Genomic DNA, 21,806 nt, shown 5'->3' with positions numbered 1-21,806 from the left:
CATGAACAGCACGCTTATCCAGACAGACCGTTTCACCCTCAGTGAAACCGAGCGCTCGGCCATCGAGCACGAGCTGCATCACTACGAAGACCCGCGCGCGGCGTCGATCGAAGCCCTGAAGATCGTTCAGAAAGAACGCGGCTGGGTGCCGGATGGCGCCCTGTACGCGATCGGCGAGATCCTCGGCATCCCGGCCAGCGATGTTGAAGGTGTGGCGACGTTCTATAGCCAGATTTTCCGTCAGCCGGTTGGCCGTCACATCATTCGCGTCTGCGACAGCATGGTCTGCTACATCGGCGGCCACGAGTCGGTGGTCAGCGAAATCCAGAACAATCTGGGCATCGGCCTGGGTCAGACCACCACCGACGGTCGTTTCACCCTGCTGCCGGTCTGCTGCCTCGGCAACTGCGACAAGGCACCGGCGCTGATGATCGACGACGACACCTTTGGTGATGTGCAGCCTGCTGGCGTCGCCAAACTGCTCGAGGGCTACGTATGACCCTGACATCTTTCGGCCCGGCCAACCGCATTCAGCGTTCGGCCGAAACTCACCCGCTGACCTGGCGTCTGCGTGATGACGGCGAAGCCGTATGGCTCGACGAGTACCAGGCCAAGAACGGTTACGCCGCTGCGCGCAAAGCCTTCGCCGACATGGATCAGGACGCCATCGTCCAGACCGTGAAAGACGCAGGCCTTAAAGGTCGCGGCGGTGCAGGCTTCCCCACTGGCGTGAAGTGGGGCCTGATGCCCAAAGACGAATCCATCAACATCCGCTACCTGCTGTGCAACGCGGATGAAATGGAGCCGAACACCTGGAAAGACCGCATGCTGATGGAGCAACTGCCCCATCTGCTGATCGAAGGCATGCTGATCAGTGCTCGCGCGCTGAAAACCTACCGTGGCTACATCTTCCTGCGTGGCGAGTACACCACCGCCGCCAAGCACCTCAACCGTGCCGTGGAAGAAGCCAAGGCTGCGGGCCTGCTGGGCAAGAACATTCTCGGCAGCGGCTTCGATTTCGAGCTGTTCGTCCACACCGGCGCCGGGCGTTATATCTGCGGTGAAGAAACCGCACTGATCAACTCCCTCGAAGGCCGCCGCGCCAACCCGCGCTCCAAGCCGCCCTTCCCTGCCGCCGTCGGCGTGTGGGGCAAGCCGACCTGCGTGAACAACGTGGAAACCCTGTGCAACGTGCCGGCGATCATTGCCGACGGCGTTGACTGGTACAAATCGTTGGCGCGCGAAGGCAGCGAAGACATGGGCACCAAGCTCATGGGCTTCTCCGGCAAGGTCAAGAATCCGGGCCTGTGGGAGCTGCCATTCGGCGTCACCGGTCGCGAGTTGTTCGAAGACTACGCCGGCGGCATGCGCGACGGCTTCAAGCTCAAGGCTTGGCAGCCAGGCGGCGCCGGTACCGGTTTCCTTCTGCCAGAACACCTCGACGCCCAAATGTATGCCGGCGGCATCGCCAAAGTGGGCACCCGTATGGGTACCGGCCTGGCCATGGCGGTGGACGACAGCGTCAACATGGTCTCCTTGCTGCGCAACATGGAGCAGTTCTTCGCTCGCGAGTCGTGCGGTTTCTGCACCCCGTGCCGTGATGGTTTGCCATGGAGCGTCAAGCTCTTGATGGCCATCGAACAAGGCCGCGGTCAGCCAGGCGACATCGAGACTTTGCTGGGTCTGGTCAACTTCCTCGGCCCGGGCAAGACCTTCTGTGCTCACGCACCGGGTGCCGTGGAGCCGTTGGGCAGTGCCATCAAATACTTCCGTCCAGAGTTCGAAGCCGGTATCGCGCCAGTCAGCGCCGCCGTCCCGCCTCTGGCAAGGCCGATCGTAATCGGCGCGTAAACGTTTAAAAAGGCGAAGGGTCCGTGCCCTTCGCCTTTCGTCCGATGACGCCTTTCGGGGCTGACTGGATTCGGACGGATAACAAGATTCCATTAGCCACGCCCGCTGACACCGGGCCAACGAAGACCTTTGAACCATGGCCACTATCCACGTAGACGGCAAAGCGCTCGAAGTCGACGGGGCAGACAACCTGTTACAGGCATGTCTGTCGCTGGGCCTCGACATCCCTTATTTCTGCTGGCACCCCGCGCTTGGTAGCGTCGGGGCTTGCCGCCAGTGCGCGGTCAAGCAGTACACCGACGAGAACGACACCCGTGGTCGCATCGTCATGTCCTGCATGACCCCGGCCACCGACAACACCTGGATCTCCATCGACGATGAAGAATCCAAGGCGTTCCGCGCCAGTGTTGTCGAATGGCTGATGACCAACCACCCGCACGACTGCCCTGTGTGCGAAGAAGGCGGTCATTGCCACCTGCAAGACATGACTGTGATGACCGGCCACAACGAGCGCCGTTATCGCTTCACCAAACGCACCCACCAGAACCAGCAACTGGGGCCGTTCATTTCCCACGAAATGAACCGCTGCATCGCTTGCTACCGCTGCGTGCGTTTCTACAAGGATTACGCTGGCGGCACCGACCTCGGTGTGTTCGGCGCCCACGACAACGTGTACTTCGGTCGCGTTGAAGACGGCACCCTCGAAAGCGAGTTCTCCGGCAACCTCACCGAGGTCTGCCCGACCGGTGTGTTCACCGACAAGACTCACTCCGAGCGTTACAACCGTAAATGGGACATGCAGTTCGCGCCGAGCATCTGCCATGGCTGCTCGAGCGGTTGCAACATCTCTCCGGGCGAGCGTTACGGCGAACTGCGTCGCATCGAAAACCGTTTCAACGGTTCGGTGAACCAGTACTTCCTGTGCGACCGTGGCCGTTTCGGTTATGGCTACGTCAACCGCACCGACCGTCCTCGTCAGCCACTGCTGGCCGACGGCACCAAGCTCGGTCTGGATGCTGCGCTGGATAAAGCTGCTGATCTGCTGCGCGGGCGCAACATCGTCGGTATCGGTTCGCCGCGCGCCAGCCTCGAAAGCAACCACGCGTTGCGCGAACTGGTCGGCGCCGAGCACTTCTACTCGGGTATCGAAGCCTCCGAACTGGAGCGCATCCGTCTGGTCCTGCAAGTGCTGAAAGACAGCCCGCTGCCAGTGCCGAACATGCGCGACATTGAAGACCACGACGCGATTTTCGTCCTCGGTGAAGACCTGACCCAGACCGCCGCCCGCGTGGCGCTGTCGCTGCGTCAATCGGTCAAAGGCAAAGCTGAAGACATGGCCGAAGCCATGCGCGTTCAGCCTTGGCTCGACGCGGCGGTGAAGAACATCGGTCAGCACGCGCTGAACCCGCTGTTCATCGCCAGCCTGGCGGAAACCAAGCTCGACGACATCGCTGAAGAATGCGTACACGCTGCTCCGGATGACCTGGCGCGCATCGGTTTCGCCGTTGCTCACGCACTGGACGCCAGCGCCCCGGCCGTTGAAGGTCTGGACGCTGAAGCACTGGAACTGGCTCAGCGCATCGCTGACGCCCTGCTCGCTGCAAAACGTCCGCTGATCATCGCCGGTACTTCGCTGGGCTCCAAAGCCTTGATCGAAGCCGCCGCGAACATCGCCAAAGCCCTGAAGCTGCGCGAGAAGAACGGTTCGATCAGCCTGATCGTGCCGGAAGCCAACAGTCTTGGTCTGGCCATGCTCGGTGGCGAATCGGTCGACGCGGCGCTGCAAGCTGTGATCGACGGCAAGGCCGACGCCATTGTCGTGCTGGAAAACGATCTGTACACCCGCACCGCCAAAGAGAAAGTCGATGCCGCACTGAACGCTGCGCAAGTGGTGATCGTTGCTGACCATCAGAAGACGGCTACCAGCGACCGCGCGCACTTGGTTCTGCCAGCCGCAAGCTTCGCTGAAGGCGACGGTACGCTGGTCAGCCAGGAAGGTCGCGCGCAGCGCTTCTTCCAGGTTTTCGACCCGCAATACATGGATGCGAGCATCCTGGTTCACGAAGGCTGGCGCTGGCTGCACGCCCTGCGCGCGACCCTGCTGAACCAGCCAATCGACTGGACGCAACTCGACCACGTCACCGCTGCCGTTGCTTCGAGCACCGAGCAACTGGCGCGCATCGTCGACGCTGCACCATCGGCAGCGTTCCGCATCAAGGGTCTGAAACTGGCGCGTGAGCCGCTGCGTTACTCCGGTCGCACCGCGATGCGCGCCGACATCAGCGTTCACGAACCGCGCACCCCGCAAGACAAAGACACCGCGTTCGCCTTCTCCATGGAAGGTTACTCGGGCTCTGCCGAACCGCGTCAGCAAGTGCCATTTGCATGGTCGCCGGGCTGGAACTCGCCACAAGCGTGGAACAAGTTCCAGGACGAAGTCGGTGGTCACATCCGTGCAGGCGACCCGGGCACGCGCCTGATCGAAAGCACCGGTGATTCGCTGAACTGGTTCGCTGCAGCACCGCGCGCATTCAACCCGGCGCCGGGCACCTGGCAAGCCGTGCCGTTCTTCCACCTGTTCGGCAGCGAAGAAAACTCTTCGAAAGCCGCGCCGGTTCAAGAGCGTATTCCGGCTCCATACGTGGCACTGGCCAAGTCGGAAGCGGATCGTCTGGGCGTCAACGACGGTGCCCTGCTGAGCCTGAACGTGGCCGGTCAGACCCTGCGTCTGCCGCTGCGCATCAATGAAGAACTGGGCGCCGGTCTGGTGGCATTGCCTGCGGGCATCGCCGGCATTCCACCGGCATTCGCCGGCGTATCCGTCGACGGTCTGCAGGAGGCAGCGCAATGACCTGGTTCACCCCTGAAGTGATCGATGTGATCCTCTCGGTCGTCAAAGCTATCGTGATTCTGCTGGCCGTGGTGGTCGCGGGCGCGTTGCTCAGCTTTGTCGAACGTCGCCTGCTGGGCTGGTGGCAGGACCGTTACGGTCCGAACCGCGTTGGCCCGTTCGGTATGTTCCAGATCGCCGCCGACATGCTGAAGATGTTCTTCAAGGAAGACTGGACCCCGCCGTTTGCCGACAAGGTGATCTTCACCCTGGCACCGGTGGTGGCGATGTCCGCCTTGCTGATCGCCTTTGCGATTATCCCGATCACCCCGACCTGGGGCGTCGCGGATCTGAACATCGGCCTGCTGTTCTTCTTCGCCATGGCCGGTCTGTCGGTCTACGCGGTGTTGTTCGCCGGTTGGTCGAGTAACAACAAGTTCGCCCTGCTCGGCAGCTTGCGTGCGTCGGCGCAGACCGTGTCCTACGAAGTGTTCATGGGCCTGGCCCTGATGGGCATCGTGGTTCAGGTCGGCTCGTTCAACATGCGCGACATCGTCGAGTACCAAGCGCAGAACCTGTGGTTCATCATTCCGCAGTTCTTCGGCTTCTGTACCTTCTTCATCGCTGGCGTCGCCGTGACTCACCGTCACCCGTTCGACCAGCCGGAAGCGGAACAGGAACTGGCCGACGGTTACCACATTGAATACGCCGGTATGAAATGGGGCATGTTCTTCGTCGGTGAATACATCGGCATCATCCTGATCTCGGCGCTGCTGGTCACCCTGTTCTTCGGTGGCTGGCACGGTCCGTTCGGCATCCTGCCGCAACTGGCCTTCGTCTGGTTCGCACTGAAGACCGCGTTCTTCATCATGCTGTTCATCCTGCTGCGCGCTTCTATCCCGCGTCCGCGTTATGACCAGGTGATGGATTTCAGCTGGAAATTCTGCCTGCCACTGACCCTGATCAATTTGCTGGTGACCGCTGCGGTCGTGTTGTGGAACACGCCTGCAGTCGCGGTTCAGTGAGGATTTGACCCATGTTCAAATATATTGGCGACATCGTTAAGGGTACTGGTACCCAGTTGCGCAGCCTGGTCATGGTCTTCGGCCATGGTTTTCGCAAGCGCGACACCCTGCAATACCCGGAAGAAGCGGTCTACCTGCCACCACGCTACCGTGGTCGCATCGTCCTGACCCGTGACCCCGATGGCGAAGAGCGTTGCGTAGCCTGCAACCTGTGCGCCGTGGCTTGCCCGGTGGGTTGCATCTCACTGCAGAAAGCGGAAACCGAAGACGGTCGCTGGTACCCGGACTTCTTCCGTATCAACTTCTCGCGCTGCATTTTCTGCGGTCTCTGCGAGGAAGCCTGTCCGACCACCGCGATCCAGCTGACACCGGATTTCGAGATGGCCGAGTTCAAACGTCAGGACCTGGTGTACGAGAAAGAAGATCTGCTGATCTCCGGCCCCGGCAAAAACCCTGATTACAACTTCTATCGTGTTGCAGGTATGGCAATCGCTGGCAAGCCGAAAGGCTCCGCGCAGAACGAAGCCGAACCGATCAACGTGAAGAGCTTGCTGCCTTAAGGAAGAACGATGGAATTCGCTTTCTATTTCGCATCGGGTATCGCTGTTGTGTCCACGCTTCGCGTAGTCACCAACACCAACCCTGTGCATGCCCTGCTCTACCTGATCATCTCGTTGATCGCCGTGGCCATGACCTTCTTCGCACTCGGCGCACCGTTCGCCGGCGTATTGGAAGTGATCGCTTACGCCGGCGCCATCATGGTGCTGTTCGTGTTCGTGGTGATGATGCTGAACCTGGGGCCTGCCTCGGTTCAGCAAGAACGCGTCTGGCTCAAGCCCGGCATCTGGGCCGGCCCGGTGATTCTCGCCGCGCTGCTGCTGGCCGAACTGCTGTATGTGCTGTTCGCTCACCAGAGCGGCCAGGCCATCGGCCACACCACCGTAGACGCGAAAGCCGTGGGCATCAGCCTGTTCGGTCCGTACCTGCTGGTGGTCGAACTCGCCTCGATGCTGCTGCTTGCTGCAGCCGTCACGGCGTTCCATTTGGGCCGTAACGAGGCGAAGGAGTAAGACATGCCTGCTATCCCTCTCGAACATGGTCTGGCGGTTGCCGGCATCCTGTTCTGCCTTGGTCTGGTCGGCCTGATGGTCCGCCGCAACATTTTGTTCGTGTTGATGAGTCTGGAAGTAATGATGAACGCCTCTGCACTGGCGTTCATTGTTGCAGGCGCCCGTTGGGGCCAGCCGGATGGACAGATCATGTTCATCCTGGTGATCAGCTTGGCAGCCGCCGAGGCCAGTATTGGTCTGGCGATCCTGCTGCAACTGTATCGCCGCTTCCACACGCTCGATATCGACGCTGCCAGTGAGATGCGCGGATGAATCTTATCTTTCTGACTTTCGTATTCCCTCTGATCGGTTTCCTGCTCCTGTCGTTCTCCCGTGGACGCTGGTCGGAAAACCTCTCGGCGCTGATCGGCGTGGGTTCCATTGGCTTGTCGGCGATTGTCGCCGCCTACGTCATCTGGCAATTCAACGTCGCGCCACCGGAAGGCGGTCACTACACCCTGGTGCTGTGGAAGTGGATGGCGGTCGAAGGCTTCAAGCCTGACTTCGCCCTCTACGTCGATGGCCTGTCGATCACCATGCTTGGCGTGGTCGTTGGCGTCGGTTTCCTGATCCACCTGTTCGCGTCCTGGTACATGCGCGGTGAAGCGGGCTACTCGCGCTTCTTCTCGTACACCAACCTGTTTATCGCCAGCATGCTGTTCCTGGTGCTCGGCGATAACCTGTTGTTCCTGTACTTCGGCTGGGAAGGCGTGGGCCTGTGCTCGTACCTGTTGATCGGTTTCTACTACAGCAACCGCAACAACGGTAACGCCGCACTCAAGGCCTTCATCGTGACCCGGATCGGCGACGTGTTCATGGCCATCGGCCTGTTCATCCTGTTCCAGCAAGTGGGCACGCTGAACATCCAGGAACTGCTGGTGCTGGCACCGCAGAAATTCCAGGTCGGCGACTTCTGGATCACCCTGGCAACGCTGATGCTGCTGGGTGGTGCGGTCGGTAAATCGGCACAACTGCCGCTGCAAACCTGGCTCGCGGACGCGATGGCTGGCCCGACCCCGGTTTCGGCACTGATCCACGCCGCAACCATGGTTACTGCCGGTGTCTACCTGATCGCCCGTACCCACGGTCTGTTCACCCTGGCGCCGGAAATCCTCCATCTGGTGGGCATCGTTGGTGGTGTGACGCTGGTTCTGGCAGGCTTCGCCGCTCTGGTACAAACCGACATCAAACGTATCCTCGCCTACTCGACCATGAGCCAGATCGGCTACATGTTCCTGGCGCTGGGCGTTGGCGCCTGGGATGGCGCGATTTTCCACCTGATGACCCACGCCTTCTTCAAGGCCCTGCTGTTCCTTGCCTCCGGTGCGGTGATCGTTGCCTGCCACCACGAGCAGAACATCTTCAAGATGGGCGGTCTGTGGAAAAAACTGCCACTGGCCTACGCCAGCTTCATCGTTGGTGGTGCTGCGCTGGCCGCTCTGCCACTGGTTACCGCAGGCTTCTACTCCAAGGACGAAATCCTCTGGGAAGCGTTCGCCAGCGGCAACCACGGTCTGCTCTACGCAGGTCTGGTCGGTGCGTTCATGACTTCGCTGTACACCTTCCGCCTGATCTTCATCACGTTCCACGGTGAAGCCAAGACCGAAGCCCACGCCGGTCACGGCATCTCGCACTGGCTGCCACTGTCGGTGCTGATCGTGCTGTCGACGTTCGTCGGCGCGATGATCGTGCCACCGCTGCACGGTGTGCTGCCAGAAAGCGTTGGCCATGCCGGTGGCGAAGCCAAGCACAGTCTGGAAATCGCTTCGGGCGCCATCGCCCTGGCCGGCATCCTGCTGGCAGCGCTGCTGTTCCTCGGCAAGCGTCGCTTCGTCACGGCCATCGCCAACAGCGGCATCGGCCGTTTCCTTTCGGCCTGGTGGTTCGCTGCCTGGGGCTTCGACTGGATCTACGACAAACTGTTCGTCAAACCTTACCTGGCGATCAGCCACGTACTGCGCAAAGACCCGCTCGACCAGACCATCGGTCTGATCCCGCGTATGGCCAAGGGTGGTCACACCGCCCTGAGCCGCACCGAGACCGGTCAACTGCGTTGGTACGCTGCTTCGATGGCTGCTGGTGCCGTGCTGGTTATCGGCGCCATCGTGCTGGTAGCGGTCTGATATGAACCTTGCGAATTTGCGAAAGGAAACGAGCCCGTCATGATTCTGCCTTGGCTAATCCTGATCCCCTTCATCGGCGGCCTGCTGTGCTGGATGGGTGAGCGCTTCGGCGCTACCCTCCCACGCTGGATTGCGCTGTTGACCATGACCCTGGAACTCGCCCTCGGCCTCTGGCTGTGGGCCCACGGTGACTATTCATTTGCGCCGGCACCTGGCGCCGATCCGACCTGGGCGCTTGAGTTCAAGCATGTCTGGATCCAGCGCTTCGGCATCAACGTGCACCTGGCCCTCGACGGCCTGTCGCTGTTGATGATCCTGCTGACCGGTCTGCTGGGTATCCTCTCGGTACTCTGCTCGTGGAAAGAAATTCAACGTCACGTTGGCTTCTTCCACCTGAACCTGATGTGGATCCTGGGCGGCGTTGTCGGCGTGTTCCTCGCCCTCGACCTGTTCATGTTCTTCTTCTTCTGGGAAATGATGCTGGTGCCGATGTACTTCCTCATCGCGCTCTGGGGTCACAGTTCTTCGGACGGCAAGAAAACCCGGATCTACGCAGCGACCAAGTTCTTCATCTTCACTCAGGCTTCCGGCCTGATCATGCTGGTGGCGATCCTCGGTCTGGTGCTGGTCAACTTCAACAACACTGGCGTGATTACCTTCAACTACGCCGACCTGTTGAAAACCAAGATGTCGATGACCACCGAGTACATCCTGATGCTCGGCTTCTTCATCGCCTTCGCGGTCAAGCTGCCAGTCGTACCGTTCCACTCCTGGTTGCCTGATGCCCACGCCCAGGCGCCGACTGCAGGTTCCGTCGACCTCGCCGGTATCTTGCTGAAAACCGCTGCCTACGGTCTGTTGCGTTTCGCCCTGCCGCTGTTCCCGAATGCTTCGGCCGAGTTTGCGCCGATCGCCATGACCCTCGGTCTGATCGGGATCTTCTACGGTGCGTTCCTCGCTTTCGCACAAACCGACATCAAGCGTCTGATCGCCTTCTCGTCCGTTTCCCACATGGGCTTCGTGTTGATCGGCATCTACTCCGGCAGCCAACTGGCTCTGCAAGGTGCAGTGATCCAGATGTTGGCGCACGGTGTGTCGGCGGCGGCACTGTTTATCCTCAGCGGTCAGTTGTACGAGCGTCTGCACACTCGTGACATGCGTGAGATGGGCGGTGTGTGGTCGCGTATCGCTTACCTGCCGGCAATCAGCCTGTTCTTTGCAGCCGCTTCTTTGGGTCTGCCGGGTACCGGTAACTTTGTCGGTGAGTTCCTGATCCTGATCGGCTCCTTCGCAAGCTGGCCGTGGATCACCGCGATTGCCACCTCCGGTCTGGTGTTCGGTTCGGTCTACTCGCTGATCATGATCCACCGTGCCTACTTCGGTCCGGCGAAATCGGATTCGATCCTGCACGGTATGGACGCTCGCGAACTGATCATGGTGCTAGGCCTTGCGGTATTGCTGATCTACATCGGCGTCTACCCGCAACCGTTCCTCGACACGTCTGCCGCCACGATGCATGGCGTGCAGCAGTGGCTCGGCACCGCCTTCACTCAACTCGCTTCGGCCCGGTAAGAGCGCTATGGAATTCACGATTCAACACTTTATTGCGCTTGCGCCACTGTTGATCACCAGCCTCACCATTATCGTGGTGATGCTGGCAATCGCCTGGCGCCGCAACCACTCGCAGACCTTCCTGATCTCGGTCGCCGGTCTGAACCTGGCCTTGCTGTCGATCCTGCCAGCCCTGAAAGTCGCGCCTCTGGCCGTGACTCCACTGCTGCAAATCGACACCTTCGCTTGCCTGTACATGGCGCTGATCCTGGTCGCCACCCTCGCCTGCGTCACCCTCGCCCACGCTTATCTGGGTGATGGCGGTTCGGGTTACCCGGGCAACCGTGAAGAACTCTACCTGCTGATCCTGATGGCCGCCGCCGGCGGTCTGGTTCTGGTCAGCGCGCAGCACTTGGCCGGTTTGTTCATCGGTCTGGAACTGCTCTCGGTACCGGTTTACGGTCTGGTGGCTTACGCCTTCTTCAACAAGCGTTCGCTGGAAGCCGGCATCAAGTACATGGTGCTGTCGGCCGCCGGTTCCGCATTCCTGTTGTTCGGTATGGCGCTGCTGTACGCAGACTCGGGTTCGCTGAGCTTCGTCGGTATCGGTCAGGCGCTGGCTGCGACTGGCCTGCCTAGCTCGCTGGCACAACTGGGCCTGGGCATGATGCTGATCGGTCTGGCGTTCAAGCTGTCGCTGGTACCGTTCCACCTGTGGACGCCGGACGTTTACGAAGGTGCTCCGGCACCGGTGGCCGCGTTCCTCGCGACCGCTTCGAAGGTTGCGGTGTTTGCGGTGATGGTGCGTCTGTTCCAGATCTCCCCTGCTGCCAGCAGCGGCGTACTGAGCGACGTGCTGACCGTTATCGCCATCGCCTCGATCCTGTTCGGTAACCTGCTGGCCCTGACCCAGAGCAACCTCAAGCGTCTGCTTGGTTACTCGTCCATCGCGCACTTCGGCTACCTGCTGATCGCACTGGTGGCGAGCAAGGGTCTGGCGGTGGAAGCCATCGGCGTGTACCTGGTCACCTACGTGATCACCAGCCTCGGCGCCTTCGGCGTGATCACTCTGATGTCCTCGCCGTACAACGGCCGTGACGCGGATGCGCTGTACGAATACCGCGGCCTGTTCTGGCGCCGTCCGTACCTGACCGCCGTGCTGACCGTGATGATGCTGTCGCTGGCGGGTATCCCGCTGACCGCTGGCTTCATCGGCAAGTTCTACATCATCGCTACCGGTGTTGAATCGCACCAATGGTGGCTGGTCGGTTCGCTGGTACTGGGTAGCGCCATCGGCGTCTTCTACTACCTGCGCGTGATGGTCACCCTGTACCTGATCGAGCCAAACCTGCGTCGCCACGACGCCCAACTGCACTGGGAACAGAAGGCAGGCGGCGTGATGCTGCTGGCCATCGCCCTGGTTGCGTTCTTCCTGGGTGTGTACCCGCAGCCATTGCTGACACTGGTGCAGCAAGCGGGTCTGGCGGGCTGATTGCTCGGCTGGCTAGAAATGAAAACGGCACCTTCGGGTGCCGTTTTTGTTTTTGTGGGATTTAACATCTTGAGCGTTTGCGCTGGCCTCATCGCGGGCAAGCCCGGCTCCCACAGGTTTGTGTGGCGTTCACTCAATCCATATAGCCACATGACGAAATTGTAATTCCCTCATCACCTTGGCGTTATCCGCAGCTTGCAACGATGTCACCCGGCGACCATGCCGGCGGGCCCTGCTCCGCCGAACAACAAAACCCACGCCGAAGCACGTTCCCGTTCTGCCGAACCCAAGGAGTGTTTGATGGTTAACAATTCAAAAATGTCGATGGCCGCTTTAGCGGTGGTGGTCGGCGCCGGGCCGTCCATGGTGTTTGCAGAAGACAAGCCTGAAGGCTTTGTCGAAGGCAGCAGCCTGACGGTGCTCAACCGTAACTTCTACTTCAATCGTGATCATCGCAACGGCCAGTCCAGCCCGACCGGCAACGGTTATTCCGAAGCCTGGGCGCATGCCGTGATCAGCAAATTCGAATCCGGTTTCACTCAAGGCACCGTCGGCGTCGGTGTCGATGCGTTTGCGATGATTGGTCTGAAACTCGATACCGGTGACGGCCGTAATGGCGGGCGCAGTTCGTTTGATGTGTTGCCGGTCAACAGCGACGGCGAAGCGCGGGACGAATACACCAAGGTCGGCGGCGCCGCGAAAATTCGGGCGTTTGATACGGTGGTCAGGGTCGGTGATGTGTTCCCGGCCAACCCGATGGTCGCGGCCGGTGACTCGCGCTTGCTGCCGGAAAGCTTTCGCGGGGTGACGGCGAGCAACACCAGCATTGAAGGTCTGTCGGTGCAGGGCGGTCGATTGCATGCGATGAGCCAACCGGTGTCCAGCGACATGCGCGAGAACTTCGCGACCTTCTACGCAGGCCCAGTCAATTCGCCGTGGATCGCGTATGGCGGCGGCGATTACGTGCTGAACAAAAACCTCAGTTTCAGCCTCTATTCCAGCCGCCTCAAGGATGCGTGGAATCAGTATTACGCCGGTACTGCCTGGACCTATCCGCTGTCCGATGATCTGTCGCTGTTCGGTGGCCTGAACTATTACAAAGCCGTCGACGAAGGCAAACAACTGCTCGGCGAATTCGACAACAACATCTGGAGCGGCCGCGTTGGCGTAAAACTCGGCGCCCACTCCGTCGCCCTCTCCCACCAGCGCAACAACGGCAATGACGACTTCGATTACCTGCGCCAGTCCGACTCGATCTTCCTCGACAACTCGATCCAGTACAGCGACTTCAACTCGCCGAAAGAGCGTTCGTGGATGGTGCGCTATGACCTCGACATGAGCACTTATGGCGTACCCGGCCTGTCGTTCATGACTCGCTACGCGCGCGGCACCGATGCTGATTATTCCAACGCCAACGCGGTGTACATGCGCCGCGATGCCGAGGGTAATCCACTGACCGATCAAAAACGTTGGGAGCGCGATATCGAAGTCAAATACGTGGTGCAAAGCGGTTCGATGAAAGACCTGTCATTGCGCTTGCGCCAGGCGACGACACGCGCCACGGCGTTCGAGTCGGATCTGGATGAAGTGCGGGTGATTGTCGAGTATCCACTGGCGATTCTCTGATTGCGCGGTTGATGCAAATTCACCTTTAGAAGCTCCTTGCTCCTTTGGTAAGAGGTGAATCTTTTGGCGTCCTTCGGGGCGCCTTTTTTTGCTTTGCGTTTTGCCGTGGTTATGTTTTCCAGGTTTAGGCCCGGCCCTCACCCTAGCCCTCTCCCAGAGGTAGAGGGGACTGACCGAGCTGCTTATTGGAAATCCATCGACCTGAAAAACCGGGGCGTACTCTGGTTTTGAATGGCTTGAAGATCTGCTCCCTTTCCCATTGGGGGAGAGAGGACAGACCGAGTTGGTTGTCGAAGATACACCGACCCAAAAAACCGGGGCGTACTCTGATTTTGAATGGCTTGAAGATCTGCTCCCTTCCCCCTCGCCCCCTCGGGGGAGAGGGCTGGGGTGAGGGGGCAGGATTTTGAGGTCAACGCAAAAACAACGGATAAAACCCGGCCATTGATAGCTACGACGCAGGATCTACGTTATCCAATGCCTTGTTCACCGCAAGTTCGCCAAGCATGACGACCTGCGCGATGCCGAGCAGGGTCTTGCGATGGGTGCCGCCTAGCAGCGCGGCGAAGTCACCGAGCATTACCGTGGCCGAGGCCAGGGATTCGCTGGCGTTGGCCAGTAATGACTCGGTGTCGGCTTTGGGATTGACCAGGAACATCTGGTTGGGGATGTACGGTGCGGACATGATGGCGGCCGACGGTTTGAGGTAGAAGTCGAGGGCGCGGTCGGCGGCTTCGTGGAGTTTTCGGGTGTCGACGGAGGCGTAAGGGGATGTTGAGTTGGCGTCGGGGATGGCGTCTGTTTCGGGGGGATTTGGGGTTGGCTTTTTCATAATGTTTTACTCAGCTTGAAGGTGGAGCTGGCCCTTTCGGTTCCACGCGAAAGGGTGGCAGCTGTACGCAGGTTGGAACCCGGGCAACTGAGCAAACCCGACAGACTCGAAGTCTCCCGCGCACAGCCGCCATAACGGAGTGCACACATGAAAGTGCGCAAGCATACGTCATGAACAGTGCGTTTTGCTTCAGTTGAGCCGCGGGGTTCCAATCCCGATCGCTGAATTGGCAGCGACCCACACAGGCTAGAGAGCGGACGTCCGACGGACAACCTGAAAACATTGTGGGAAGGTTCCGTATTTCCAACACAGCCTTTAAACATCACGAATTGAAATACGCATCGTGATATTGAAATTCGGCCCCTGTAGGAGCTGCCGAAGGCTGCGATCTTTTGATCTTGATCGTTAAAATCAAAGTCAAAAGATCGCAGCCTTCGGCAGCTCCTACACGGGACCGCGTTTTGGCGTAGCGGATTCAGCTCCCGCCGTTTCGACACACACCCATCACGCTGTACTTGATGGTGTTGAGCTGGCCTTTGGAATCCTCGTAGGTCATCGCGGTGGGCACGACATTGCACGCCGCCTGCGGCTTCACAACACTCACCACCTTGGCCACGTCCAGCTTCATTCCGTATTCGTAATCCTTCACCACCGGCGGCGCTTTGCCCTGGTTGGCGGCGTACTGTTCCATGGCTTTGCTGTTGGCGCTGAGCGCGCGTTCAAAGGTGCGGTCACCACCGCCTTCGGCCAGCACATTCGCAGACATCGCCATTACGCCGACGAACGCGATCCACTTGAGCATGTTCATATCCATTTCCTTCCCGTCCGGGCTTGAAAAAAAAGCCCGGCATCGATGCGCGATGAAGGGCTTGTTCAGGTGCAGCAGGCTTACAGATCGCGGGTTTTGTCGTCTTTCTTGTCATTGACCACGACCGGGTTGCCGGCGGCTTTTTCCTTGGCGACGAAGAGCTCCATGGAGCGCTCGTTGCTGGTCATCATCCGCTCGAATGTGCGGTCACCGCCGCCTTCGGCCAGGGCCACGGAAGAGATCGCCAGAGCGGCGGCGAAAGCACTGAGTCGGGCAAGTTTCATCGTTGATTCCTCGTTTAAGTAACTGACGGGATCAAGGTAACAATCCGAACCTTTCGTGACAGTGGCGGGGAAATTACATATCCGTTATGTGCCGGGCACTCTCCTGAAGTCGAACACAAAACCTGTAGGAGTGAGCCTGCTCGCGATAGCCGTGGCTCAGTCAATGTAGATCTGACTGATAGACCGCTATCGCGAGCAGGCTCACTCCTACAGTGGGATTGCCTAGTTAGATGGAACGGTGTCCTCATCCCGGCGATGGGCGAGTTGATAGAGCGCCGGCAAGATCAGCAGCGTGAGGATCGTGGAAGACAGGATTCCGCCGATCACTACGGTGGCGAGCGGCCGCTGCACTTCGGCGCCGGTGCCGGTTGCAAGCGCCATCGGGATGAAACCCAGCGACGCCACCAACGCCGTCATCAACACCGGCCGCAAACGCGTCAACGCACCTTCGTTAATGGCATCGGACAGCGTCCGCCCCTCCTCGCGCAAATTACGAATAAACGCAATCATCACCAAGCCGTTCAACACCGCCACCCCGGACAACGCGATAAACCCGACACCCGCCGAAATCGACAGCGGTATATCGCGCAGCCACAGCGCCATGACCCCACCGGTCAGCGCAAACGGAATCCCGGTAAACACCAGCAAACCGTCCTTCAAGTTGTTGAACATCATGAACAACAACCCGAACACCAACAGCAGCGCCACCGGCACGACAATCTGCAAGCGTTTGGCCGCTGATTGCAGTTGCTCGAACTGCCCGCCCCAACTGGTCCAGTAACCCGCCGGGACCTGCACGTCACGCTCGATCACCTCACCGGCCTCGCTGACGAACGAGCCGATATCACGCCCGCGCACGTTGGCGCTGACGATCACCAGACGCTTGCCGTTCTCGCGGCTGACCTGATTCGGCCCGAGCACCAGGTCGAGGCTGGCGACGTCTTGCAGCGCGATAAAGCCGATCTGATTGGCCGTGCCATTTACTGCGGGCACCGGAATCAGCAGCGCCGACAAGCCATCGATGTCCTTGCGCATCGCATCGGACAAACGCACAACCATGTCGAAACGCCGATCCCCTTCATACAACGTCCCGGCCTGACGCCCGCCGACCGCAACGGCAATGGTGTCCTGCACATCCCCAACGTTCAGCCCGTAACGCGCCGCCTTATCGCGATCAATGTTGATGGTCAGCACCGGCAACCCGGTGGTCTGTTCGACCTTCACCTCGGATGCACCGTTGACCTTCTGCATCGCGGCGGCAATTTTCGCAGCGGTGGCATTTAGCACGTCCATGTCATCGCCAAAAACCTTCACCGCGACATCACTGCGCACGCCGGATATCAGTTCGTTGAAACGCAACTGAATCGGCTGCGACAGTTCATAGTTGCTGCCCGGCAACATCGCGGCCGCAGCTTGCAGTTCGGCCATCAAGGTTTCGCGGGACTTGTCCGGGTCCGGCCATTGCTCTTTGGGTTTGAGCATCACATAGCTGTCCGAGATATTCGGCGGCATCGGATCCGAGGCGATTTCGGCGGTACCGGTGCGGGCAAACACGCGCTCGACTTCCGGCACCTTCGCCAGAATCAGCGTCTCCAGGCGCTGCTGCATATCCACCGATTGCGTCAGGCTGGTGCCCGGCACGCGCAGCGCTTGCAATGCAAAATCACCCTCACTGAGGCTCGGCACAAACTCGCTGCCCATGCGACTGGTGAGCACGCCGCTAAGCACGATCACACCCAACGCCGCACCCACGGCAACAGCGCGATGACTCATCACCCACGCCAGCGCCGGCGCATACACGCGACGGGCGCCGCGCATCACCGCGCCCTCTTCTTCCTTGACCTTGCCGGTCACGAACAACGCAATCGCCGCCGGCACAAAGGTCACCGACAACAGCATCGCGCCAAGCAACGCGATGACCACGGTAAACGCCATCGGGTGGAACATTTTTCCTTCGACGCCGCTCAACGCGAAAATCGGCAGGTACACGACCATGATGATCAACTGCCCGAAAATCAGCGGTCGCCGCGCTTCTTTCGCTGCGGCAAAGACTTCCTTGAAACGCTCGGCGCGGGTCAGCAAGCGACCGTGATGCTGCTGCGCATGGGCCAGTCGACGCAGGGTGTTTTCGACGATAACCACCGCGCCGTCGACAATAATCCCGAAGTCCAGCGCGCCTAGGCTCATCAGGTTGGCGCTGACCTTGTTGCTGAACATCCCGGTGAAGGTGAACAGCATCGACAGCGGAATCACCATCGCGGTAATCAGCGCCGCGCGGATATTGCCGAGGAACAGGAACAGAATCGCGATCACCAGAATCGCGCCTTCGATGAGGTTCTTTTTCACCGTGGCGATGGCTTTGTCGACCAGGTGCGTGCGGTCGTACACCGGCACGGCGATCACGCCTTGCGGCAAGGATTTGTTGATCTGTTCGAGCTTGCTGGCGACCGCTTGCGAGACCGTGCGGCTGTTCTCGCCGATCAACATGAACACCGTGCCGAGTACCACTTCACGACCGTTTTCCGTGGCCGCGCCGCTGCGCATTTCACGGCCGATTTCCACGCTGGCAACGTTCTTCACCCGGATCGGCGTGCCGTCGACATTGGCCATGACGATGTTGGCGATGTCCTCGGTGCTCGCCACTTGGCCCGGCGCGCGGATCAGCAACTGCTCGCCGCTGCGCTCGATGTAACCGGCGCCGACGTTAGCGTTGTTGCGCTCCAGCGCGGTGACCAGATCGGTCAGCGTCAGCTTGTACGCGGCCAAGCGTTTCGGGTCCGGCGCGATCTGGTATTCCTTGGCGAAACCGCCGATGGTGTTGATCTCGGCGACCCCGGGTACGTTGCGCAACTGCGGCTTGATGATCCAGTCCTGAATCACCCGCAGATCGGTCGGTGTGTACGCGCTAACGTCGTCCTTGAGCGCGCCCTCCTTCGCCTCGACCGTCCACAGAAAGATCTCGCCGAGACCGGTGGAAATCGGCCCCATCACCGCTTCCGCGCCTTCGGGCAATTGCTCCTTGGCGATCTGCAGACGCTCGTTGACCAATTGCCGGGCGAAAAACAGGTCGGTGCCGTCCTTGAAGATTACCGTGACTTGCGACAGGCCCGAGCGCGACAGTGAACGGGTCTGTTCGAGTGCCGGCAAACCGGCCATCGCGGTTTCAATCGGGAAGGTGATGCGCTGCTCGGTTTCCAGCGGCGAGAACCCGGCGGCGCCGGTGTTGATTTGCACCTGGACGTTGGTGATGTCCGGCACGGCGTCGATCGGCAGTTTTTGATAACTGGCGATGCCGAGGCCGGCCATGAGCAGAACGGCGAGCAGGACGATGATGCGCTGCTCGATGGCAAACTGGATCAGGCGTTCGAACATGGGATTCTTCCGGATCAGTGGCTGTGCTCGGCTGAGGCTTTGCCCAGTTCCGACTTGAGGACGAAGCTGCCGGCGCTGGCGACTTGCGAGCCCGGTTCCAGCCCTTGAGTAATTTCCACATGGCCGGCGGCACGCCTGCCCAGCTCCACCGCGCGCGCTTCGAAACCGTCGTCGGTACGCACGAACACCGTGGGTTTGTCCTCGACGGTCTGGATCGCGGTTTCCGGCACGGCGACTTTCGCTTCGCGGCTGTCGGTCGCCACCAGCGCGGTGACGAACAGACCGGGGCGCCACGAGCCTTGCGGGTTTTCCAGAGTGACGCGGACGGTTGCCGTGCGGGTCTGTTCGCCGAGCAAGCTACCGACGTAAGCCACGCTACCGACCACTTCCGCGTTCAATTCCGGGGCGCTGACGGTGACCGCTTTGCCTACTTGAACCTTGTTCAAATCCTTCGGTGACACGCCGAACGTCACCCACACTCGCGACAGATCCGAGAGGGTGAACGCCGCTGTACTTTCATCAACGACTTCCCCCGGCGTCAGATGTTTTTCCACAACCACGCCGTCGAACGGTGCGCGCAATTCGTAGCGGTTGCCGCCAGTGGCGACCACGCTGCCGCTGAGCACGCTGATCTTTTGCCGCGCATTGCTCACGGCGATTTCCGCTTCCTGCAACGCCTGGCGCGCCTGGAGGAAATCCTGCTCGGCGGAGATCTTGTCCTGCCACAGCTTTTTCTCGCGCTCGTAGGTGGTGCGCGCCAGGGCCAGGCGACGTTGCGCGGCGGCCTGTTCGCTGCGTTGATCGGAGATCTGCTGACTGGCGATCACCGCCAGCAACTGGCCCTTTTTCACCGTTTGCCCGAGGTTGACCGCCACCGATTCGACCACGCCCGGCACACGCGGCACGACGTGGGCGGTGCGGTCTTCGTCGAAGCGCACTTCGCCGGGGAATGGCAGGCCGCGGCTGATGTTCTGCGCCTTTGCTTCGGCGAGTTGAATACCGGCAGCCGTGATCTGCTCGGCGCTCAATTCGATGTGCCCTTCTTCGGCATGTTCAGCCGCTGCACCTTCTTCGGCGTGATCGGCATGCTCAGAAGTCTCGTCGGCATGCGCGTCGATGCTTGCGTTACCTGACCACTGCGAGCCGATACCAATGCCCAGCGCCAACGTCGCCACCGCGACCACCATCAGTTTTTTATCCATGGAAACTCCTCTGCGCCGAGCCATCGCGCAGTTGTCTGAAGAATGAAATTCAACGGCTGACGCTGAGGTCGCCAAAAATTCGTTCGATGCGTACGCGGGCGTCGGTCGCCTCGCTGACGGCCTGGATGTACTGGCTACGAGCGCTGATCAATGTGCGTTGCGCATCGAGTACATCGAGGAAGCCGAACTTGCCCATTTCGAAACCGCGTGTGGCGCTGTCGACCGCACTTTGCGCGGCGGGCAGGATGGTCTGGTTGAACGCGGTGACTTCGCCGTTAGCGGTCTGCCATTGTTCAAGACTGGTCTGGATTTCCGTGCGCAATCGCAGCTCGGTGGCGTTGCGCAGATCCCGTGCCTGATCGGTTCGGCGGGCGGCCGCGAGGACGTTGCCCTGATTGCGGTTGAACAGCGGAATCGGCATCGACAGCCCGACCACGTTGACCCGCTCGCGCTCGGTTTCGCTGTATTGGCTGCCGATGCTCACGGTGAGGTCGGGAATGCGCTGGGACTTTTCCAGGCCCAGCGATGCTTCGCGCTGATCGATCTGCAACTTGGCCAGCCGCAGTTCGGCGGTTTCGTTCAGACGCTCGAGCAATCTTGTCGGTGGTGGAACGGCCGGCATGCTTTGCGTGGGCGCCTGCACCTTGGTCGACATCGGCAACGGCGCGCCCATGACCTGCGCCAATTGTTGGTACGCGGTGGCCTGATCACGTTCGGCGCGGCTCAATTCAAGGCGCACTTCCGAGAGCTGCACTTGCGCCCGCGTACCTTCGACCGGGGATGATTTGCCTGCTTCGATGCGCCCTTGCGCCACGCGCACACCGTGCTCGGCCAGTTGCAGCGACTGGCGAGACAACTGCAAACGTTGCTGCGCGGTTTGCGCACTGTTGAACGCCTGAATTACATCGGCGCGCAAGGCATTGTGTTTGCGCTCCAATTCAATCCCGGCGGCATCTTGCGCACGGCTGGCGACGTCGATCCGTGCGCCGCGCTTGCCACCCAGTTCGATCGGCTGACTGAGCATCACCGTGGTTGTGCGCGACTCGCGGCGAGTGTCTTCGGCTTCCCACGACACTTCGGGGTTGGGGATCAGGCCGGCCTGTTGGCGGTCACCTTCGGCGATGCCGATTTCCCATTGCGCAGCGGCCAGTTCCGGGTTGCCGGCGAAGGCGCTTTGCAGGGCTTGCTCCAGCGTCAGGGTCGCTGCGTTCGCGAGGCTGGTACAGGCCAACAACAGGATGCCGCTGGCGGTTTTTTTCAGGCGTGATCGCGCCGTCAGTTCTATTAAACCGGGCAATGGAAGACTTCCTTTATTGAAGAATCTCGGATGCCGCCACGGTAGGGTCTTGAACTTATCGACAAGGTGACTGGAACATTACAAATCCGTTATCCACGGTTTGCCGAAGTTGTTTTGTTCTAGGATGCGAAGTGCAAATGGTTTTATCGAAATACATCGAAACAAAAACACGGTAGTTATCTGCTGAATTGCACTTGCCGGAATCAAACTGATGGGAATTTTATGGTTTGTGCTGCGACCGACTGTCGCAGAGCACCGTTTTAAAGAGCTTGGTGGTTGACCCTGTAGCCACTACAACCTTTATCGTCCGGACTTCCCCTCACCCCAGCCCTCTCCCAGAGGGAGAGGGAGCCGACCGAGATGTCTGGCGTTATATATCGACCTGTTACATCTAGTCGATTATG

17 protein-coding genes are annotated in these 21,806 nt (G+C 60.1%); 11 read left to right on the top strand and 6 right to left on the bottom strand.

What is annotated here, in order from left to right; genetic code table 11:
• Position 1 precedes the first annotated feature (1 nt).
• The 11 genes from nuoE (at position 2) to PMI23_RS19520 (ending at position 13,607) form a co-directional block, all read left to right on the top strand.
• A complete protein-coding gene (gene nuoE / locus PMI23_RS19570) occupies positions 2 to 499 on the top strand; it encodes an NADH-quinone oxidoreductase subunit NuoE (protein ID WP_007920186.1) in 498 nt (165 codons plus the stop codon).
• The gene (nuoF, locus tag PMI23_RS19565) at positions 496 to 1,851 is read left to right on the top strand and encodes an NADH-quinone oxidoreductase subunit NuoF (RefSeq protein WP_007920184.1); all 1,356 of its coding nucleotides are present in this window, start codon (positions 496 to 498) and stop codon (positions 1,849 to 1,851) included. Before nuoE ends, nuoF begins: the two co-directional genes overlap by 4 nt.
• 136 nt (positions 1,852 to 1,987) lie before the next feature.
• Positions 1,988 to 4,702: an NADH-quinone oxidoreductase subunit NuoG gene (gene nuoG, locus PMI23_RS19560; RefSeq protein WP_007920182.1), complete on the top strand. Its 2,715-nt coding sequence runs from the start codon at positions 1,988 to 1,990 to the stop codon at positions 4,700 to 4,702.
• Positions 4,699 to 5,706, top strand: a complete 1,008-nt coding sequence (gene nuoH / locus PMI23_RS19555) for an NADH-quinone oxidoreductase subunit NuoH (RefSeq protein WP_007920179.1) — start codon at positions 4,699 to 4,701, stop codon at positions 5,704 to 5,706. Before nuoG ends, nuoH begins: the two co-directional genes overlap by 4 nt.
• An 11-nt stretch (positions 5,707 to 5,717) precedes the next feature.
• Positions 5,718 to 6,266 carry an NADH-quinone oxidoreductase subunit NuoI gene (gene nuoI / locus PMI23_RS19550; RefSeq protein WP_007920177.1) on the top strand — a complete coding sequence of 183 codons (549 nt, stop codon included), beginning with the start codon at positions 5,718 to 5,720 and terminating at the stop codon, positions 6,264 to 6,266.
• Positions 6,267 to 6,275: 9 nt separating this feature from the next.
• Complete coding sequence (nuoJ, locus tag PMI23_RS19545) at positions 6,276 to 6,776, top strand: NADH-quinone oxidoreductase subunit J (protein ID WP_007920176.1); 501 nt, start codon at positions 6,276 to 6,278, stop codon at positions 6,774 to 6,776.
• Positions 6,777 to 6,779: 3 nt separating this feature from the next.
• Entirely contained in the window at positions 6,780 to 7,088 is a 309-nt protein-coding gene (gene nuoK, locus PMI23_RS19540) for an NADH-quinone oxidoreductase subunit NuoK (protein ID WP_003223790.1), read from the top strand.
• On the top strand, positions 7,085 to 8,938 hold the full coding sequence (nuoL, locus tag PMI23_RS19535; protein WP_007920175.1) for an NADH-quinone oxidoreductase subunit L: 1,854 nt from the start codon (positions 7,085 to 7,087) through the stop codon (positions 8,936 to 8,938). The genes nuoK and nuoL overlap by 4 nt, the downstream gene beginning before the upstream one ends.
• Before the next feature lie 39 nt (positions 8,939 to 8,977).
• A complete protein-coding gene (gene nuoM / locus PMI23_RS19530) occupies positions 8,978 to 10,510 on the top strand; it encodes an NADH-quinone oxidoreductase subunit M (protein ID WP_007920174.1) in 1,533 nt (510 codons plus the stop codon).
• Positions 10,511 to 10,517: 7 nt separating this feature from the next.
• Positions 10,518 to 11,981: an NADH-quinone oxidoreductase subunit NuoN gene (nuoN, locus tag PMI23_RS19525; protein ID WP_007920173.1), complete on the top strand. Its 1,464-nt coding sequence runs from the start codon at positions 10,518 to 10,520 to the stop codon at positions 11,979 to 11,981.
• Between the two features lie 300 nt (positions 11,982 to 12,281).
• Positions 12,282 to 13,607 (top strand): OprD family porin, encoded by a 1,326-nt coding sequence (locus tag PMI23_RS19520; protein ID WP_007920172.1) that lies wholly within the window; start codon positions 12,282 to 12,284, stop codon positions 13,605 to 13,607.
• 451 nt (positions 13,608 to 14,058) lie between these two features.
• Here PMI23_RS19520 and PMI23_RS19515 read toward each other — a convergent pair whose 3' ends face one another.
• The 6 genes from PMI23_RS19515 to PMI23_RS19490 form a co-directional block, all read right to left on the bottom strand.
• On the bottom strand, positions 14,059 to 14,439 hold the full coding sequence (locus PMI23_RS19515; RefSeq protein ID WP_007920171.1) for a DUF6124 family protein: 381 nt from the start codon (positions 14,437 to 14,439) through the stop codon (positions 14,059 to 14,061).
• 475 nt (positions 14,440 to 14,914) lie between these two features.
• Positions 14,915 to 15,247 (bottom strand): DUF2790 domain-containing protein, encoded by a 333-nt coding sequence (locus tag PMI23_RS19510; protein ID WP_007920170.1) that lies wholly within the window; start codon positions 15,245 to 15,247, stop codon positions 14,915 to 14,917.
• A gap of 80 nt (positions 15,248 to 15,327) precedes the next feature.
• Positions 15,328 to 15,531 (bottom strand): co-regulatory protein PtrA N-terminal domain-containing protein, encoded by a 204-nt coding sequence (locus tag PMI23_RS19505; RefSeq protein WP_007920169.1) that lies wholly within the window; start codon positions 15,529 to 15,531, stop codon positions 15,328 to 15,330.
• Between the two features lie 222 nt (positions 15,532 to 15,753).
• Complete coding sequence (locus PMI23_RS19500) at positions 15,754 to 18,903, bottom strand: CusA/CzcA family heavy metal efflux RND transporter (RefSeq protein WP_007920168.1); 3,150 nt, start codon at positions 18,901 to 18,903, stop codon at positions 15,754 to 15,756.
• 14 nt (positions 18,904 to 18,917) lie between these two features.
• Complete coding sequence (locus tag PMI23_RS19495; RefSeq protein WP_007920166.1) at positions 18,918 to 20,105, bottom strand: efflux RND transporter periplasmic adaptor subunit; 1,188 nt, start codon at positions 20,103 to 20,105, stop codon at positions 18,918 to 18,920.
• A gap of 49 nt (positions 20,106 to 20,154) precedes the next feature.
• Positions 20,155 to 21,402: a TolC family protein gene (locus PMI23_RS19490; RefSeq protein ID WP_007920165.1), complete on the bottom strand. Its 1,248-nt coding sequence runs from the start codon at positions 21,400 to 21,402 to the stop codon at positions 20,155 to 20,157.
• Positions 21,403 to 21,806 lie beyond the last annotated feature (404 nt).

Origin of the sequence: Pseudomonas sp. GM24, from assembly GCF_000282235.1 — a bacterium.
Lineage (GTDB): Bacteria > Pseudomonadota > Gammaproteobacteria > Pseudomonadales > Pseudomonadaceae > Aquipseudomonas.
This window is presented reverse-complemented; position numbering and strand designations above follow the sequence as displayed.

Coding starts and splice junctions, on each gene's coding strand:
- PMI23_RS19520 (WP_007920172.1), top strand. CDS start 12,282: ATGGTTAACAATTCAAAAATGTCGATGGCCGCTTTAGCGGTGGTGGTC.
- nuoI (WP_007920177.1), top strand. CDS start 5,718: ATGTTCAAATATATTGGCGACATCGTTAAGGGTACTGGTACCCAGTTG.
- nuoF (WP_007920184.1), top strand. CDS start 496: ATGACCCTGACATCTTTCGGCCCGGCCAACCGCATTCAGCGTTCGGCC.
- PMI23_RS19495 (WP_007920166.1), bottom strand. CDS start 20,105: ATGGATAAAAAACTGATGGTGGTCGCGGTGGCGACGTTGGCGCTGGGC.
- nuoH (WP_007920179.1), top strand. CDS start 4,699: ATGACCTGGTTCACCCCTGAAGTGATCGATGTGATCCTCTCGGTCGTC.
- nuoL (WP_007920175.1), top strand. CDS start 7,085: ATGAATCTTATCTTTCTGACTTTCGTATTCCCTCTGATCGGTTTCCTG.
- PMI23_RS19500 (WP_007920168.1), bottom strand. CDS start 18,903: ATGTTCGAACGCCTGATCCAGTTTGCCATCGAGCAGCGCATCATCGTC.
- nuoE (WP_007920186.1), top strand. CDS start 2: ATGAACAGCACGCTTATCCAGACAGACCGTTTCACCCTCAGTGAAACC.
- nuoN (WP_007920173.1), top strand. CDS start 10,518: ATGGAATTCACGATTCAACACTTTATTGCGCTTGCGCCACTGTTGATC.
- nuoJ (WP_007920176.1), top strand. CDS start 6,276: ATGGAATTCGCTTTCTATTTCGCATCGGGTATCGCTGTTGTGTCCACG.
- PMI23_RS19510 (WP_007920170.1), bottom strand. CDS start 15,247: ATGAACATGCTCAAGTGGATCGCGTTCGTCGGCGTAATGGCGATGTCT.
- nuoG (WP_007920182.1), top strand. CDS start 1,988: ATGGCCACTATCCACGTAGACGGCAAAGCGCTCGAAGTCGACGGGGCA.
- nuoM (WP_007920174.1), top strand. CDS start 8,978: ATGATTCTGCCTTGGCTAATCCTGATCCCCTTCATCGGCGGCCTGCTG.
- PMI23_RS19505 (WP_007920169.1), bottom strand. CDS start 15,531: ATGAAACTTGCCCGACTCAGTGCTTTCGCCGCCGCTCTGGCGATCTCT.
- PMI23_RS19515 (WP_007920171.1), bottom strand. CDS start 14,439: ATGAAAAAGCCAACCCCAAATCCCCCCGAAACAGACGCCATCCCCGAC.
- nuoK (WP_003223790.1), top strand. CDS start 6,780: ATGCCTGCTATCCCTCTCGAACATGGTCTGGCGGTTGCCGGCATCCTG.